The following is a 13,915-nucleotide window of genomic DNA, read 5'->3' on the forward strand; positions in this document are numbered from 1 at the left end:
ATGATCAGCTTCCATGACGTCCACAAGGTCTACCCCGACGGCACCGTCGCCATCGACCGGTTGAACCTCGAGGTGCCACCCGGGACGCTGACGGTTTTCGTCGGACCGTCGGGCTGCGGGAAGACGACGTCGATGCGGATGATCAACCGGATGGCCGACCCGTCGTCGGGCCGCGTCGTGGTCGACGGCGCCGACGTCGCGGACGTCGACCCGGTGCGGTTGCGCCTCGGCATCGGCTACGTGATCCAGGGCGCGGGCCTGATGCCGCATCAGCGGGTGATCGACAACGTCGCGACCGTCCCGGTGCTCAAGGGTCAATCGCGCCGGGCCGCCCGCAAGGCCGCCTACGCCGTGTTGGAGCGGGTGGGTCTGGACGCCAAGCTGGCCGAGCGCTATCCCGCTCAGCTGTCCGGGGGAGAGCAGCAGCGCGTCGGGGTGGCACGGGCGTTGGCCGCGGACCCGCCGATCTTGTTGATGGACGAGCCGTTCTCTGCCGTCGATCCGATCGTGCGCCACGAATTGCAGCGCGAAATTCTGCGCCTGCAAGCCGAACTGCAGAAGACCATCGTGTTCGTCACGCACGACATCGACGAGGCCATCCGCCTCGCCGACCGCGTCGCCGTGTTCGGCCGAGGCGGCGTGCTGCAGCAGTACGACGAGCCGGCCACCCTGCTGTCGCGGCCGGCCAACGATTTCGTCGCCAGGATGATCGGCGCCGGACGCGGCTACCGTTGGCTGCAGTTCCTGCACGCGACAGACCTGCCGATCCACGACATCCCGACGATCGTCGAGCCGGCCGCCGCCGACGAGCCGCTTCGCGACGGCTGGGCGCTGGTGGTCGAACCCGACGGCGCACCGGTGGGCTGGATCGACACCGACGGCTTGCGCAAGCACCGCGGCGGTGTGCCGCTGGGCCAGAGCGTGACGTCGGTCGGGGCGGTGTTCCGTCCGGGTGCCAACTTGAGCCACGCGCTGGACGCCGCCCTGTCGTCGCCGGCAGCGATGGGCGTCGCCGTCGACACCGCCGGCAAGGTCATCGGCGGCGTGCATGCCGCGGATGTGTTGGCCGCGTTGGACGCTCACCGGCGGGATTAGCCGTGCACTATCTGCTGCACCACCTACCCATGGCGTGGACGCTGACCGTGATCCATCTGCGGTTGTCGCTGATTCCGGTGCTGGTGGGGCTGGCGCTGGCATTGCCTTGGGGAGTGCTGACCTGGCGGCATCAGGCACTGCGAAAAGTCACCACGGTGGTCGCGAGCGCGGTGTTCACCATTCCGTCGTTGGCGCTGTTCGTGGTTCTGCCGTTGGTGATACCGACCCGAATCCTGGACGAAGCCAACGTCCTCGTCGCACTGACGCTGTACACCTCGGCGCTACTCGTGCGCGCGGTGTTCGAGGCGCTGGATGCGGTGCCGTCGCAGATCCGGGACGCCGCCCGGGCTCTCGGCTACCGTCCCGTCGCTCAGTTGATCAAAGTCGAACTGCCACTGTCGATTCCGGTTCTGGTGGCGGGCCTGCGGGTCGTCGTGGTGACCAACATCTCGATGGTGTCGGTGGGCGCGGTGATCGGTATCGGCGGGCTGGGCACCTGGTTCACCGAGGGATACCAGGCGGACAAGAGCGGGCAGATCGTGGCCGGCATCATCGCGATATTCGTGCTGGCGGTGGTGATCGACGTCGCTTTGATGTTGGCCGGCCGGCTGGCCACGCCGTGGGACCGGGTGTCGCGGCCGGGCCGGCGGCTGCTGACCGCGCCGGTGGTAGGGGGGTCGCGGTGAACTTCCTGCGCCAGGCGCTGTCCTACCTGTGCACCGCGGACAACTGGTTCGGCCCGGTCGGACTGGCCGCCCGCACGCTCGAGCACCTGGAGTACACCGCGGCGGCGGTCGCGGTGTCGGCGCTGGTCGCCGTTCCGATCGGGCTGGTCGTCGGGCATACCCGGCGCGGCACCCTGGTTGTGGTCAGCCTGGTCAATGCGCTGCGCGCGTTGCCGACGCTGGGCGTGCTGCTGCTGGCCGTGCTGTTGTGGGGCCTGGGATTGATCCCGCCGATCGTGGCGCTGATGCTGCTCGGCATTCCGCCGCTGCTCGCCGGCACCTACGCGGGGATCGCGGCGGTCGACCGCACGGTCGTCGACGCCGCGCGCTCGATGGGGATGAGCGAGTTCAGGGTGCTGCTTCGGGTGGAAGTGCCCAACGCGCTGCCGCTGATCGTGGGAGGGCTGCGTACCGCGACGCTGCAGATCGTCGCCACCGCGACGGTGGCGGCCTACGCCAGCCTCGGTGGGCTGGGCCGGTACCTGATCGACGGCATCAAGGTGCGTCAGTTTCACATCGCACTGGTCGGCGCGCTGATGGTTGCCGCACTGGCGCTGATCCTCGACGGCGCGCTGGCATTCGCGGTATGGGCATCGGTGCCCGGAACCGGCCGGCTGCGCCGAAGGCCACACCACCAGCCGTCGATATCTGATGAGGCGTCGCCTAACGTAGACGCGTGAGCCCAGCCGCCTCAGACCCGACAGGCACCTCGTGGTCGAAGATCCTGACCTGGCGTTCACAGGATCACCGCCGGATGGAGTCGGTGCGGGTGCAGTTGTCCGGCAAGCGAATCAAAGCCAACGGGCGCATCGTCGCCGCCGAGACCGCGACCAACCCGGCCTTCGCCGCCTACTACGACCTGCTGACCGACGAGACCGGCGCCACCAAGCGGCTCGGCATGACCGTGACGCTGGCCGAGCGGGAACGCCAACTCGTGGTCGCCCGCGACGACGAGAACGTCTGGCTGGTCACCGACCACCGGGGCGACTCACGAGCCGCCTACGACGGGGCGGTCGACGTCGACGTGGTGTACAGCCCGTTCTTCAACACGCTGCCGATCCGCCGGCTCGGACTGCACGAACACACCGACTCGGTCACGGTGCCCACGGTCTACGTGCGGCTGCCGGAGATGAGCGTCGCCGCCGCGGTGATCAGCTACAGCAACCTCGGTGGCGGCGTGAAAGTGAATTCGCCGGTGTCCGACACCACGCTGGTCATCGACGACGACGGGTTCATCGTGGACTATCCAGACTTGGCAGAGCGGATCTGATCACCCCGCCGGCCCGTCCCGCGGCCGCCAACTCGCCGCGCCAATTCTCGGCGCCGACGAACACGCCGACGATCTCCGGCCGCGAGAAACTGTCGTAGCGAGCCCGGGCAGCGTGCCCGCTTTCCACCAGCGCGGCGACGGAGTCGTTGTGCGCCAGCGACTTTCGGGCCTCGCTGAGTAGTTCGATGGCCCGGTCGACCCGTGGCAGCAGCTCGCTCGCGTTCGCCTCGCACATCGCCCGCACCAGGTCCGGCGCGCTGCCGGCGACCCGGGTGCCGTCCCGGAACGAGCCTGCGGCCAGCGCGAAGGCCAGCGGCACCTCCCCGGCGGTGACCGCCAGGGCCTCGGCGAGCAGGTGCGGCAGATGCGAGATGGCCGCCGCCGCGGCATCGTGCTCGTCGGATCGGGCCGGCACCACGATCGACCCGCAATCCAGGGCCAACTGCAGCACCGTCGACCACACGGCCGGATCGACGTGGTCGTCCACGCTGATCACCCACGGAGCGCCGACGAACAGCCGCGCGTGGCCGGCCTCCCAGCCCGAATGCGCGGTGCCGGTCATCGGGTGTCCACCCACGAAGCGGGCCTGCAGACCCGCGGCCTCGACCTCGTTGAGCACGGCACTCTTGACGCTGGTGACATCGGTGAGCGGGCACTCCGGGGCCGACTGCCGGATGTGGCCGAGCAGGATCGGCAAGGCCGGCATCGGCACTGCCAGCACGATCAGTGCGCCCGCGCCGGCGGCCCGATGAAGCACCGCGGTCAGATCGGTGCTGGCGTCGAAACCGTCGAACCGGGCGGCCTGGGCCCCATCGACCGACCGGTTGTAGCCGAAGGCTTCGCGACCGGCCTCGCTGGCGGCGCGCAGCAGCGAACCACCGATCAGCCCCAGGCCCAGCACGCACACCGGTGTCTTCGCCACCCGTCAAGGTTGGCATATCCCGCTGCGGACTCGACACCGATTTGCTGGGCATGTGCTGGTCAGTGCTGGTCAATGGGCTTGTGCGCGACTAGCGTAGGCGCCCATGGGAGCACAGCGGGCCTCTGCGCAGGCCGATACGCCGGACGGATTCGGCGTGGCCGTCGTGCGCGAAGACGGCAAGTGGCGGTGCTCGGCGATGGGTCCGAAGGTTTTGATCAGTTTGTCCGCAGCCGAGACGGAATTGCGTGAGTTGCGCAGCGCCGGAGCGGTTTTCGGCCTGCTCGATGTCGACGACGACTTTTTCGTGATCGTGCGGCCCGCGCCGTCGGGAACCCGGCTGCTGCTCTCGGACGCGACCGCGGCGCTGGACTACGACATCGCCGAAGAAGTGCTGGACAACCTGGATGCCGACATCGAGGCCGATGATCTTGAAGATGCCGATCCGTTCGCGGAGGGCGATCTCGGGTTGCTGTCCGATATCGGGTTACCCGAGGCCGTGCTCAGCGTGATCTTGGACGAAACCGATCTGTACGCCGACGAGCAGTTGGGCCGGATCGCCCGGGAAATGGGTTTCGCGGACGAGCTGTCGTCGGTGATCGACAAGCTCAACAGGTGAGCTCTGCCCGGTGCGTTCCGACGACGACCTGATCCGCGAAGCGCTGACGGTCGCTGCCACGGCCGATCCCCGGGATGTTCCGGTGGGTGCCGTGGTCGTGGCGGCCGACGGGACCGAGTTGGCCCGTGCGGTCAATGCCCGGGAGAAGCTGGGCGATCCGACCGCGCACGCCGAGATCCTGGCCATCCGCGAAGCCGCCCGGGTGCTGGGCGACGGGTGGCGTCTGGAGGGCGCAACGCTGGCCGTCACCCTCGAGCCCTGCACGATGTGCGCCGGCGCACTGGTGATGGCGCGGGTCGGGCGGGTGGTCTTCGGAGCGTGGGAACCCAAGACCGGCGCAGTCGGGTCGTTGTGGGACGTGGTGCGCGATCGCCGACTCAACCACCGGCCCGACGTACGGGGCGGCGTGCTGGCGGACGAATGCGCCGCGGTGCTCGAAGCGTTCTTCGCCGGCCGGCGATAGCCCGTGGGCTATTCGGCGGCGTGCCTCAGTTCGACCAGGGGTAAGCGAACAACGGCCCGGTCGCGGCGGCGAGCAGGAGCCACACCACCGCGCACGTGACCAGCAGCCCGATCGCCTGGACAAGGAACCGGACACCGCTGCTCAAGGCCAGCTCCGATCGGATGACGCTGCTCAGCCGGTCGAGGTCGCCGGTGGTCAGGAACACCCGGCCGGTACCGACCCGCAGAATGTAGCCCCGCACGCCGTCGGACCGGGTCTGGCGAATGAGGAGCAAGCGGTCCCCGTCGCTGTCTCGAAGGCCGATGAGGCTACTCAACTCAGGTTGCGCCACGGCAGTCCTCTCGATTGGGAAGCCGGGACTTCCCGGGTCAGGGCTCCTACGCTACTCGTGGCACGCCGCAACGCGCAGTACTTTGTCTGACAAGCGATTTCGTATCGCCGACCCACCCACCCGCGGATGCGGCCTGCGCCTGACCATCGCCGTGTCGGCGCGCGCCGAAGAGTGTGGCGCGGTGCTCGAAGCGCTGGCCGCGCGCCAGCGATTGGGATAGCCGAGCCGCCGTTGGGTAAGCTCTCCGGCGGTGGCGTGTCCGAGCGGCCTAAGGAGCACGCCTCGAAAGCGTGTGACGGGTAACCCCCGTCCGAGGGTTCAAATCCCTCCGCCACCGCCATAACCATTGAGCTGTACGTACCGTTCAACTGCAATCGGCTGATGAGCGTCGCCCACGACGTCCCGGGGGATGCGCTGATGTTGGCGGAACTCGCCCCCGATCATCCCTGCTGAACAAGGCCTTATATCGTTTGCCGAAGGTTCAGCCCCAGCCGCCATCTGCCTTTTCTTCGGGGGTTTGCCGTATGTCACTGCAGCCGGAATCGACTGATCGGATCATGCCGTCACCGCAGGATCGAATCGGGTTGGCTACTGCGCTGGGGAATTTGGCGATCCGGATGCAGGCTCAAGACGGCCCCGTCGACGTGCTGAACACGATCATCGATGCCGCAGTGACACTATTGCCAGGAATCAGCTGGGCCGGTGTCGCGCATGTCCGGGGCAAAACGGTGCTGGCTCAGGTGCCCAGCGACGAGGTCTCTCGATCGTTGAACGAGTTGCAGAACGAGCTCGCAGAGGGACCGGCGATCGCCGCCCGGTCCGACCGCGAGACCTTGGTCGTACCGGATTTGACCCGCGAATCCCGTTGGCCTCGCTTCGTCGAGGCAGCCACCGGTCTCGGCGTGCGTTGTCTGATGGTCTTTCGATTATTCGTCGAAAGTGAAGTCCTGGGCGTCCTGACGATCTACGGGCCGGCCCCTGACATGTTCGATGACGAGTCGGTCATGGTCGGCGAGGTCCTGGCCCAACACGCCGCCGTCGCATTGGCCGGGGCCGCGGCGCAGGAGCAGTTGCACGCCGCGATCGCCAGTCGCGACATGATCGGGCAGGCCAAGGGCATCCTCATGGCCCGCGACAAGATCACCGGCGTGAACGCGTTTGCGATGATGGTCAAAGCCTCGCAGGAGACCAACATCAAGCTGGCTGAGGTCGCAAGGTTCGTCGTCGAAGAATTCGAGAACAAGCTTTCGTCCTGATTTGGAGAATCATGCTCCGCCGTGCAGGCCGTTCTTGATGCCCTCGAGATCGTGGTTGATGCCCTGCAGATCGCCCTCGATCGCTTGCAGGTTGGTCACCGATTTCTGCATCGTCTGCTCCGCCTGCGAGTTGGTCGTCGACTCGAACTGCGGGCAGTAGGTGACGACGGCGGCCGCGGCGAAGTCGGCGCTCTGCTGGTTGTCCCAGATCGTCGAGCGCTGCACGAACTGGGTCGCGTCGGAGAAGTTGGGCTCCTTGCCCAGGAAGTCGCACACCGCGTGCCCCTGCGTAGCGGCGTAGTCGCGGCTGGGCACCGGCACCCCCTCCTGCTGCAAGGCATCGACCATCGCCTTCTCGGCGATGTCCGCGGACGACGGGGGAGTTGTCGGCGGATGCAGAGGCGGCGCCGCAACCGGGCTCACCCGCTCGTCGGACACCGTGGTGGCCGTCGGTTCGGCCGGCGGGTGGTGCCGGTGCAGGGTGAACATCGTCACCAGCACCGCGGCCATGGCGAGCACCGACAGCGGGACCGCCGCGCGCAACGCGAAGCGGAGCAGCCGGCCACGCCGGCGTCGCCGCGGCCGGTCGACGGTGTCTTTGAACGGCGCCAGGATCTCGTCGAGAACCGCGGTGTCGCTCATGACTTCGACAGGGTGGCCAAGGCGTTCGTCGAGAAGCGCGTCGACTTGTTGGCTGGACGGCAGACCACCACGCTCGCGAATCGAGCGGAGCTCGGCTGCGACGCGGCGTAATTCGGAGTCGATTGTCTCCCGGTCGCGCATCCCAAGAGCTTAGGGCCAAGCGGTGTCTCGGGTTGCCGTTACCAGTCGAAATCTGTCCGCGGAATTGTCTCCGAACGCGCTTGCGGTGCGGCACAGTGAAGGCTTGAACTTTCGACGGTTGTTCGGTGGGCTGCTCGCGACTGCTGCGCTGGGCGCGATCTGGTCCGCGCCTGCGCGCGCGGACGACGACCCGCTGATCGCGTTGATGATGGGCGGCACCGGAATGCCGACGCCCAGCGAGTTCTGGCGGGACACGATCGTCACCGACTACATCAACCCCGCGACCGGACAGAACTACACCTCGCTCCTGGTCCCGACGCCGGAATCGGCTGCCAGCACCTCGATTCCGGTCGGTCTGGCGAACCTGCAGGCCGCGATGGAGGCTCAGCCGGCGGGCCAGCCCTACCTGGTCGAGGGTTACTCGCAGAGCGCCCAGATCGCGGTTCAGGAGAAGTTGCTTCTCATGCAACTGGAGCCTGAAGCACGGCCCGATGTCACCTTCCTGCTGCTCGGATCCGGCAACCGGCCCGACGGCGGATTCCTGGAACGCTTCGCCGGACTCGTCATCCCGGGCGCACCCGGCTTCGACTTCAACGGCGCCGAGCCGACCACCGCGGGCATCGACACCATCGACATCGCCAACCAGTACGACGCCGTGGCCGACTTTCCGCAATATCCGGTCAACCTGGTAGCCGACGCCAACGCACTGCTGGGCTTCGTCTACTCGCACGCCGGATACGGCAACGGCCCTCTGCCATACGAGGTTCCGGCGATCTGGCCGCCGTCTGATCCGCTACCCGGGCTGGACGCTCCGTTCGCCGACCAGTACGTGCTCGGGTCGACCGAGGTCGTCAGGCAGGTCGAAGGCGACACCACCTTCTATTTCATTCCCGCCAACAACCTGCCGTTACTGGAGCCGCTCCGAAGCCTGGGTGTGCCCGAACCCGTGCTCAAGGTCTTCCAGCCGGCGCTGCAGGTGCTCGTCGAAGCCGGCTACGACCGTTCGGTTCCGTTCGGGGAGCCGACACCTGCCGAACTCATCCCGACCCTCGACCCGGTGACATTCACCCTGCAACTCGCCAACGGCGTGGTCCAGGGCGCCAACAACGCCTTCGCCCTGTTCGGCGCCGAGCTGCCCGGGTTCGACCAGTTGGAGTCTTTCTTCGACGAGGCGCAAACCTGGTCCGAACAGACCATCGGGTTGCCCTACTACGAGTTCGTCTCCCAACTCAACGACGAGTTCAACCCGTTCACGGCCTTCATCGACATCGCCGGGCCGATCGGAGCGGACATCCAGAATCTGTTGGATCTCACCGGCATCCAGCAGAATCTGCTGGACCCGGTACTCGGACTGGTCGGACCACTCGGCGGAATGTTCACGAGTTGAACTGATTCGCGGATTCGGATGCCGCGTCCGCCCGGTAACGCCTTAGATGAGTTCATGGAATTGATGAGTCCGCTCGACTCGGTGTTTTTGACGATCGAGTCGCGCGAGCACCCGATGCATGTCGGCGGGCTGCAGCTGTTCGAACCGCCGGAGGATGCCGGGCCGGAGTTCGCCCGCGAGATGCGCGACGCGCTGGTCGCCAACACCGACTTCCAGCCCACCTTTCGCAAGCACCCGGCGTGGACGTTCGGCGGAGTGCCGAACGTCGCGTGGACCTACGACGACCCCGGCGACGTCGACATCGACTACCACGTCCGGCGCTCCGCACTGCCGACGCCGGGCCGGGTGCGCGAGCTGCTCGAGCTGACCTCGCGCTGGCACAGCGGTCTGCTCGACCGGCACCGGCCGCTGTGGGAAGCCCACTTCGTCGAAGGGCTGAACGACGGCCGGTTCGCGGTCTACAGCAAGTTCCACCACTCGTTGATCGACGGCGTCTCGGCGCTGCGACTCATGCAGCGCACGTTGTCGGCCGACCCCGACGACACCGAGATGAAGGCGATCTGGGATCTGCCGCGCCGCCATCGCAAAGAGGTGGAGAAGGCCGGGCGACCGGGACTGTCCAAGATCGCGGGATCCATTGCGGCATACGGACCGTCGACCTGGTCGCTGGCCCGCGCCGCGCTGCTCGAACAGCAGCTGACCCTGCCGTTCGCCGCGCCGCGCACGATGTTCAACGTGCCGATCGGTGGGGCGCGACGGGTGGCCGCCCAGTCCTGGAGCATCGACCGGCTCAAGGGCATCAAGGTCGCCGCCGGTGTCACCTTCAACGACGTCATCCTCGGCATGTGCTCCGGGGCGTTGCGCTACTACCTGCAGGACGAGCAGTCCCTGCCCGACGCCCCGCTGATCGCGATGGTGCCGGTGAGCATGCGCTCCGATGACGAGGCCGACAGTGGCGGTAATCAGGTCGCCGCGCTGCTGTGCAACCTGGCCACCAACGTCGAAGACCCGGTCAAGCGGCTGGAGACGATCAGCGCATCGATGCGCGGCAACAAGCAGGTGTTCTCGGAGTTGCCGAAGCTGCAGGCCTATGCGCTGTCGGCGGCTCTGATCGCGCCGCTGGGGCTGTCCGCCGTACCGGGCCTGGCCACCACGGCGCCGCCGGCGTTCAACATCGTCATCTCCAACGTGCCGGGACCGACCAAGCCGATGTACTGGAATGGCGCCCGCCTCGACGGCAACTACCCGCTGTCGATCGCGCTGGACGGTCAGGCGCTGAACATCACGATGGTCAACAACGCCGACAACATCGACTTCGGTCTGGTCGGCTGCCGCCGCAGCGTGCCGCACCTGCAGCGGCTGCTCGGCCACCTGGAAACCTCACTGAAAGATCTGGAACGCGCAGTCGGAGTGTGACGCCGTGCCCAAGCTCAGCGCGGGCCTGTTGCTGTACCGCACGCGCGACGGCGTTGTCGAAGTCCTGATCGCGCATCCGGGTGGACCGTTCTGGGCGCGCAAGTACGACGGCGCCTGGTCGATACCGAAGGGCGAATATGCGCAGGACGAAGATCCGTGGGCCGCGGCGCAACGCGAATTCGAAGAAGAGGTCGGCTGCGCGCCACCGACCGGCCCCCGCATCGACCTGACCCCGGTCAAGCAGTCCGGCGGCAAGATCGTCACCGCGTTCGCGGTGCACGCAGATCTCGACGTGTCCGACACCCGCAGTAATACCTTCGAGCTCGAATGGCCAAGGGGCTCAGGGCAAATGAAGTCCTTTCCGGAGGTCGACCGGGTCGAGTGGTTTCCGGTGGCGCGGGCCAGGGCCAAGCTGCTCAAGGGCCAGCTTGCACTGCTCGATCAACTGATGTCAGCCCCGGAGCTGGCCGATTTGGCGGAGGGCTGAGCGGGCTGGCGTATCTTCACTCCCATGCAGACGCTGCGCACTCCCGAAGACCGGTTTACCGCTCTACCTGAATTCCCCTATGCCGCACACTATTCCGACGTTTCCGACGGAGAGGGTGGCACGCTGCGGATGGCCTGGGTCGAGGACGGCCCGGCCGATGCCGACCCGGTGCTGCTGCTGCACGGCGAGCCGTCATGGTCCTACCTGTACCGCACCATGATCCCGGTGCTGTCCGCGGCCGGACATCGCGTCGTCGCCCCGGACCTGGTCGGTTTCGGCCGATCGGACAAGCCGACCCGCATCGAGGACCACAGCTACGCGCGCCACGTCGAGTGGGTGCGCGAGCTGGTGTTCGACAAGTTGGACCTGCGGGGAGTGACGCTGGTCGGGCAGGACTGGGGCGGCCTGATCGGGCTGCGGCTGGCCGCCGAACACCCGGACCGGTTCAGCCGGCTGGTGGTCGCCAACACCGGCTTGCCGACCGGTGACATACCGATGCCGGAGATCTGGTGGCAATTCCGCCAGGCCATCCAGACGGCGCCGTCGATCGACGTCGGCCGGTTCGTGCAGGGTGGTTGCCGCCGCCCGATGAGCGACGAGGTCCGCGCGGCCTACGACGCACCGTTTCCCGACGACACCTTCTGCGCGGGACCGCGGGCTATGCCGGGTCTGGTGCCGACCTCGCCCGACGATCCCGCTGCGCCGGCCAACCGGTCAGCCTGGGCGACCCTGTCCGCGAGTTCGACGCCGATGCTGGTGGCCTTCAGCGACGGCGACCCGATCACCGGGGGGATGGCGCCGATCCTGCAGCGCGAGATGGCTGGCGCGCAGGGCATCGATCACCCGGTGGTGGGCAACGCCGGGCACTTTCTGCAGGAGGACGCCGGCCAGGAGCTGGCCGGATACATCGTGGACTTCCTGGGCGGCTGACGCCTCAGCACGACACGTGGATGGTGAACGTCTCGGCTTTGAGGCGGGTCCGCTCGGCGTCGTTGAAACCCAGAGCGGCACCGGTGATGTGATACGTCGTGCCGGTCATGGTGACCGCGGCCTCGCCCTGCAGTGCGTGCTCGTAGGAGCCGGTGAAGCCGTCGAGATCGTGGAACCGGACGAACTCGGCCTTCAGCTTGCCGGCGTTGGAGAGCATCGCGCTGACCTTCGATGCATGCAGGTCGGTGTGGATCCGCGTCATCCAGTCCACCGTTTGGCAGCTGACCGAGTACGTCTTGCCGACGTCTTTGCCGTCGATGGACAGCACCGCGGTGCCGGGCGGCAGCACCCCGTGGGGCGGAGTCGCCGACTTGTCGGAGCAGCCGCTGACCAGCAGCGCCGCGGCGGCGACGGTACACACACCTTTGTTCACAGAGAGAACCTAACCCGACGCCGGCGCTCATGGGTCGCCGTCTCCGCGCGACGGTAGCTACCTGCAATTTCTTTGACACCGGCACAATGCAAATATGTCTGCCACGTCGAGCGTCGCCGGCCCGCAGGAACTCCTTCTGCAACTTCTGGACCCGGCGAACCGGGCCGACCCCTATGCGGTCTACGGGCAATTCCGCGAATGCGGGCCGATGCGACTGCCCGACGGCACCCTCACGATCTTCTCGTCGTTCCGCGACTGTGACGACGCGCTGCGGCACCCGGCGTCCTCGGTCGACCGCAACAAGTCGGCGATGGTGCAACGCATGCTTGCCGACGGCCAGGCGCAGCAATCCGATGTCCCGCCGATGTTCCTGTTCCTCGATCCACCCGATCACACCCGGCTGCGCAAACTGGTCAGCAAGGCTTTCGTACCCAAGGTGGTCAACGAGTTGACGCCGCATATCACCGAACTGGTCGACGGAATGCTGGACCGTGTCGCCGAACGCGGCCGGTTCGAGGCCGTCGACGATCTGGCGCACCCGCTCCCGGTGAACGTGATCTGCCGTTTGCTCGGGGTGCCGATCGAGGACGAAGCGGAGTTCAGCCAGGCCTCGGCACTGTTGGCGCAGGCGCTCGACCCGTTCTTCGCGGCCACCGGCGCGCCGATGGAGGGCATGGACCGGCGGATAGCGGCTGCCCAATGGCTGCGCGGCTACTTGCACGACCTGATCGATCAGCGCCGCAAGAATCCCGGCGACGACCTGATGTCGCGGTTGATCGCGGTCGAAGAGTCCGGCGACCAGTTGGCCGAGGATGAGATCGTCTCGACGTGCAGCCTGTTGCTGATCGCCGGGCACGAGACAACCGTGAACCTGATCGCCAACGCGATGCTGGCCATGCTGCGGGAACCGTGGCAGTGGACCGCGTTGGCCGCCGACCCGCAGCGGGCACCGGCCGTCATCGAGGAGACGTTGCGTTACGACCCTCCGGTGCATCTGGTGGCGCGAATTGCCGCCGAGGACATCACAATCGGCAAGACCGACGTGGCCAAGGGTGACACCATGCTGTTGCTGTTGGCCGCGGCCCAACACGACGTCGCCGAGTTCGACCGGCCCGCGATATTCGATCCCGACCGAAAAGCGTTCCGGCACTTGTCCTTCGGGCGTGGATTGCATTACTGCCTGGGCGCGCCGCTGGCCCGGTTGGAGGCCGCGGTCGCCCTGACGGCGGTGACGGCGCGTTTCCCCGATGCCCGGTTGGCCGGTGATCCGGTCTACAAACCGAACGTCACCCTGCGCGGGCTGGCCTCGCTGGACATCGCGATCTAGTCGCGCGGCTGCGGCGGACCTGTCGGAACAAGCGCGACCACCGGGATGACCCGCGACGTCTTGCGTGCGTAGTCGGCGAATCCTGGGTAACGCTCGGCCTGCAACGCGTACTTCTCGTCGCGCTCGCTGCCCTCCAACTCGGTGGCGTGCACGTCGACGATGTCGTCGCCGACCTCGATCCGGGCGTCCGGGTTGGCTTTGAGGTTCCAGTACCAGGCCGGGTTGGTGTCGGCACCGGCCTTCGAGGCGAAGATCAAGTACCGGTCGCCGTCGGCCTGATACATCATGATGTTCATCCGCGGCTCGCCACTTTTCGCGCCGACCGTGTGCAGGATGACCAGCGGTGCGCCCTCGAAGTTGCCGCCGACCTGACCGTGGTTGGCGCGGAACTCCTCGATGTTCTTCTCGTTGAAGCTTTTTTCGTCAGTCATATGCGCCGCTCCTACTCCTCGCCTCGCTCGGCATGTCGCCGGC

At 67.1% G+C, this 13,915-nt stretch carries 18 protein-coding genes and 1 tRNA gene; 14 read left to right on the forward strand and 5 right to left on the reverse strand.

Going from position 1 to position 13,915, the window contains the following annotated elements; translation table 11 throughout:
• The 4 genes from ACZYW1_RS12890 to ACZYW1_RS12905 are packed head-to-tail and all read left to right on the forward strand — an operon-like array spanning window position 1 to window position 3,090.
• Window positions 1-1,095, forward strand: coding sequence for an ABC transporter ATP-binding protein (locus tag ACZYW1_RS12890; RefSeq protein ID WP_463786283.1), 1,095 nt, complete (start codon window positions 1-3; stop codon window positions 1,093-1,095).
• Window positions 1,096-1,097: 2 nt separating this feature from the next.
• Entirely contained in the window at window positions 1,098-1,781 is a 684-nt protein-coding gene (locus ACZYW1_RS12895) for an ABC transporter permease (RefSeq protein WP_463786285.1), read from the forward strand.
• The gene (locus ACZYW1_RS12900; RefSeq protein WP_463786287.1) at window positions 1,778-2,500 is read left to right on the forward strand and encodes an ABC transporter permease; all 723 of its coding nucleotides are present in this window, start codon (window positions 1,778-1,780) and stop codon (window positions 2,498-2,500) included. The genes ACZYW1_RS12895 and ACZYW1_RS12900 overlap by 4 nt, the downstream gene beginning before the upstream one ends.
• Window positions 2,497-3,090 carry a putative glycolipid-binding domain-containing protein gene (locus tag ACZYW1_RS12905; RefSeq protein WP_463786289.1) on the forward strand — a complete coding sequence of 198 codons (594 nt, stop codon included), beginning with the start codon at window positions 2,497-2,499 and terminating at the stop codon, window positions 3,088-3,090. Before ACZYW1_RS12900 ends, ACZYW1_RS12905 begins: the two co-directional genes overlap by 4 nt.
• On the opposite strand, the gene ACZYW1_RS12910 is transcribed toward ACZYW1_RS12905, so the two are convergent.
• The gene (locus ACZYW1_RS12910; protein WP_463787816.1) at window positions 3,053-3,997 is read right to left on the reverse strand and encodes a prephenate dehydrogenase; all 945 of its coding nucleotides are present in this window, start codon (window positions 3,995-3,997) and stop codon (window positions 3,053-3,055) included. The two genes, ACZYW1_RS12905 and ACZYW1_RS12910, sit on opposite strands and share 38 nt — an antisense overlap.
• Window positions 3,998-4,115: 118 nt before the next feature.
• Here ACZYW1_RS12910 and ACZYW1_RS12915 point away from each other — a divergent pair, with 118 nt between their 5' ends.
• Both ACZYW1_RS12915 and ACZYW1_RS12920 read left to right on the forward strand, forming a co-directional pair.
• A complete protein-coding gene (locus ACZYW1_RS12915; protein WP_463786290.1) occupies window positions 4,116-4,628 on the forward strand; it encodes a tRNA adenosine deaminase-associated protein in 513 nt (170 codons plus the stop codon).
• 10 nt (window positions 4,629-4,638) lie between these two features.
• Entirely contained in the window at window positions 4,639-5,091 is a 453-nt protein-coding gene (locus ACZYW1_RS12920; protein WP_463786292.1) for a nucleoside deaminase, read from the forward strand.
• A gap of 25 nt (window positions 5,092-5,116) precedes the next feature.
• On the opposite strand, the gene ACZYW1_RS12925 is transcribed toward ACZYW1_RS12920, so the two are convergent.
• Window positions 5,117-5,365, reverse strand: a complete 249-nt coding sequence (locus tag ACZYW1_RS12925; protein ID WP_463786294.1) for a hypothetical protein — start codon at window positions 5,363-5,365, stop codon at window positions 5,117-5,119.
• Between the two features lie 139 nt (window positions 5,366-5,504).
• On the opposite strand from ACZYW1_RS12925, the gene ACZYW1_RS12930 reads away from it, so the two are divergent.
• The 3 genes from ACZYW1_RS12930 (at window position 5,505) to ACZYW1_RS12940 (ending at window position 6,678) form a co-directional block, all read left to right on the forward strand.
• Complete coding sequence (locus tag ACZYW1_RS12930) at window positions 5,505-5,642, forward strand: hypothetical protein (RefSeq protein ID WP_463786296.1); 138 nt, start codon at window positions 5,505-5,507, stop codon at window positions 5,640-5,642.
• Window positions 5,643-5,671: 29 nt separating this feature from the next.
• Window positions 5,672-5,762: transfer RNA gene (locus ACZYW1_RS12935), tRNA-Ser, on the forward strand.
• A gap of 217 nt (window positions 5,763-5,979) precedes the next feature.
• The gene (locus tag ACZYW1_RS12940; protein WP_463786298.1) at window positions 5,980-6,678 is read left to right on the forward strand and encodes a GAF and ANTAR domain-containing protein; all 699 of its coding nucleotides are present in this window, start codon (window positions 5,980-5,982) and stop codon (window positions 6,676-6,678) included.
• Between the two features lie 9 nt (window positions 6,679-6,687).
• Here the strand turns inward: ACZYW1_RS12940 and ACZYW1_RS12945 are convergent, their stop codons facing one another.
• Window positions 6,688-7,461: a DUF732 domain-containing protein gene (locus tag ACZYW1_RS12945; RefSeq protein WP_463786300.1), complete on the reverse strand. Its 774-nt coding sequence runs from the start codon at window positions 7,459-7,461 to the stop codon at window positions 6,688-6,690.
• A 103-nt stretch (window positions 7,462-7,564) separates the two neighbouring features.
• On the opposite strand from ACZYW1_RS12945, the gene ACZYW1_RS12950 reads away from it, so the two are divergent.
• From ACZYW1_RS12950 to ACZYW1_RS12965, 4 genes are read left to right on the forward strand one after another with little or no spacing between them, the layout of a single operon-like run.
• Window positions 7,565-8,848, forward strand: coding sequence for a PE-PPE domain-containing protein (locus ACZYW1_RS12950; protein WP_463786302.1), 1,284 nt, complete (start codon window positions 7,565-7,567; stop codon window positions 8,846-8,848).
• A 54-nt stretch (window positions 8,849-8,902) separates the two neighbouring features.
• Window positions 8,903-10,264, forward strand: coding sequence for a WS/DGAT/MGAT family O-acyltransferase (locus ACZYW1_RS12955; RefSeq protein ID WP_463786304.1), 1,362 nt, complete (start codon window positions 8,903-8,905; stop codon window positions 10,262-10,264).
• Window positions 10,265-10,268: 4 nt separating this feature from the next.
• Window positions 10,269-10,751 carry an NUDIX hydrolase gene (locus ACZYW1_RS12960; RefSeq protein ID WP_463786306.1) on the forward strand — a complete coding sequence of 161 codons (483 nt, stop codon included), beginning with the start codon at window positions 10,269-10,271 and terminating at the stop codon, window positions 10,749-10,751.
• Between the two features lie 24 nt (window positions 10,752-10,775).
• Entirely contained in the window at window positions 10,776-11,681 is a 906-nt protein-coding gene (locus ACZYW1_RS12965; protein ID WP_463786308.1) for a haloalkane dehalogenase, read from the forward strand.
• A 4-nt stretch (window positions 11,682-11,685) separates the two neighbouring features.
• On the opposite strand, the gene ACZYW1_RS12970 is transcribed toward ACZYW1_RS12965, so the two are convergent.
• Window positions 11,686-12,114 carry a lipoprotein LpqH gene (locus ACZYW1_RS12970; protein ID WP_463786310.1) on the reverse strand — a complete coding sequence of 143 codons (429 nt, stop codon included), beginning with the start codon at window positions 12,112-12,114 and terminating at the stop codon, window positions 11,686-11,688.
• Window positions 12,115-12,208: 94 nt separating this feature from the next.
• Between ACZYW1_RS12970 and ACZYW1_RS12975 the strand changes: the two genes are divergently transcribed.
• Window positions 12,209-13,441 (forward strand): cytochrome P450, encoded by a 1,233-nt coding sequence (locus ACZYW1_RS12975; RefSeq protein ID WP_463786312.1) that lies wholly within the window; start codon window positions 12,209-12,211, stop codon window positions 13,439-13,441.
• Here ACZYW1_RS12975 and ACZYW1_RS12980 read toward each other — a convergent pair.
• On the reverse strand, window positions 13,438-13,872 hold the full coding sequence (locus tag ACZYW1_RS12980; protein WP_463786313.1) for a nitroreductase family deazaflavin-dependent oxidoreductase: 435 nt from the start codon (window positions 13,870-13,872) through the stop codon (window positions 13,438-13,440). The two genes, ACZYW1_RS12975 and ACZYW1_RS12980, sit on opposite strands and share 4 nt — an antisense overlap.
• Window positions 13,873-13,915 lie beyond the last annotated feature (43 nt).

Source organism: Mycobacterium sp. IDUB_36 (assembly GCF_055419225.1).

Bases quoted from the DNA above. Each gene is read 5' to 3' on its own strand.
- ACZYW1_RS12945 (WP_463786300.1), bottom strand. From the start codon at position 7,461: ATGCGCGACCGGGAGACAATCGACTCCGAATTACGCCGCGTCGCAGCC.
- ACZYW1_RS12980 (WP_463786313.1), bottom strand. From the start codon at position 13,872: ATGACTGACGAAAAAAGCTTCAACGAGAAGAACATCGAGGAGTTCCGC.
- ACZYW1_RS12975 (WP_463786312.1), top strand. From the start codon at position 12,209: ATGTCTGCCACGTCGAGCGTCGCCGGCCCGCAGGAACTCCTTCTGCAA.
- ACZYW1_RS12915 (WP_463786290.1), top strand. From the start codon at position 4,116: ATGGGAGCACAGCGGGCCTCTGCGCAGGCCGATACGCCGGACGGATTC.
- ACZYW1_RS12955 (WP_463786304.1), top strand. From the start codon at position 8,903: ATGGAATTGATGAGTCCGCTCGACTCGGTGTTTTTGACGATCGAGTCG.
- ACZYW1_RS12940 (WP_463786298.1), top strand. From the start codon at position 5,980: ATGCCGTCACCGCAGGATCGAATCGGGTTGGCTACTGCGCTGGGGAAT.
- ACZYW1_RS12965 (WP_463786308.1), top strand. From the start codon at position 10,776: ATGCAGACGCTGCGCACTCCCGAAGACCGGTTTACCGCTCTACCTGAA.
- ACZYW1_RS12890 (WP_463786283.1), top strand. From the start codon at position 1: ATGATCAGCTTCCATGACGTCCACAAGGTCTACCCCGACGGCACCGTC.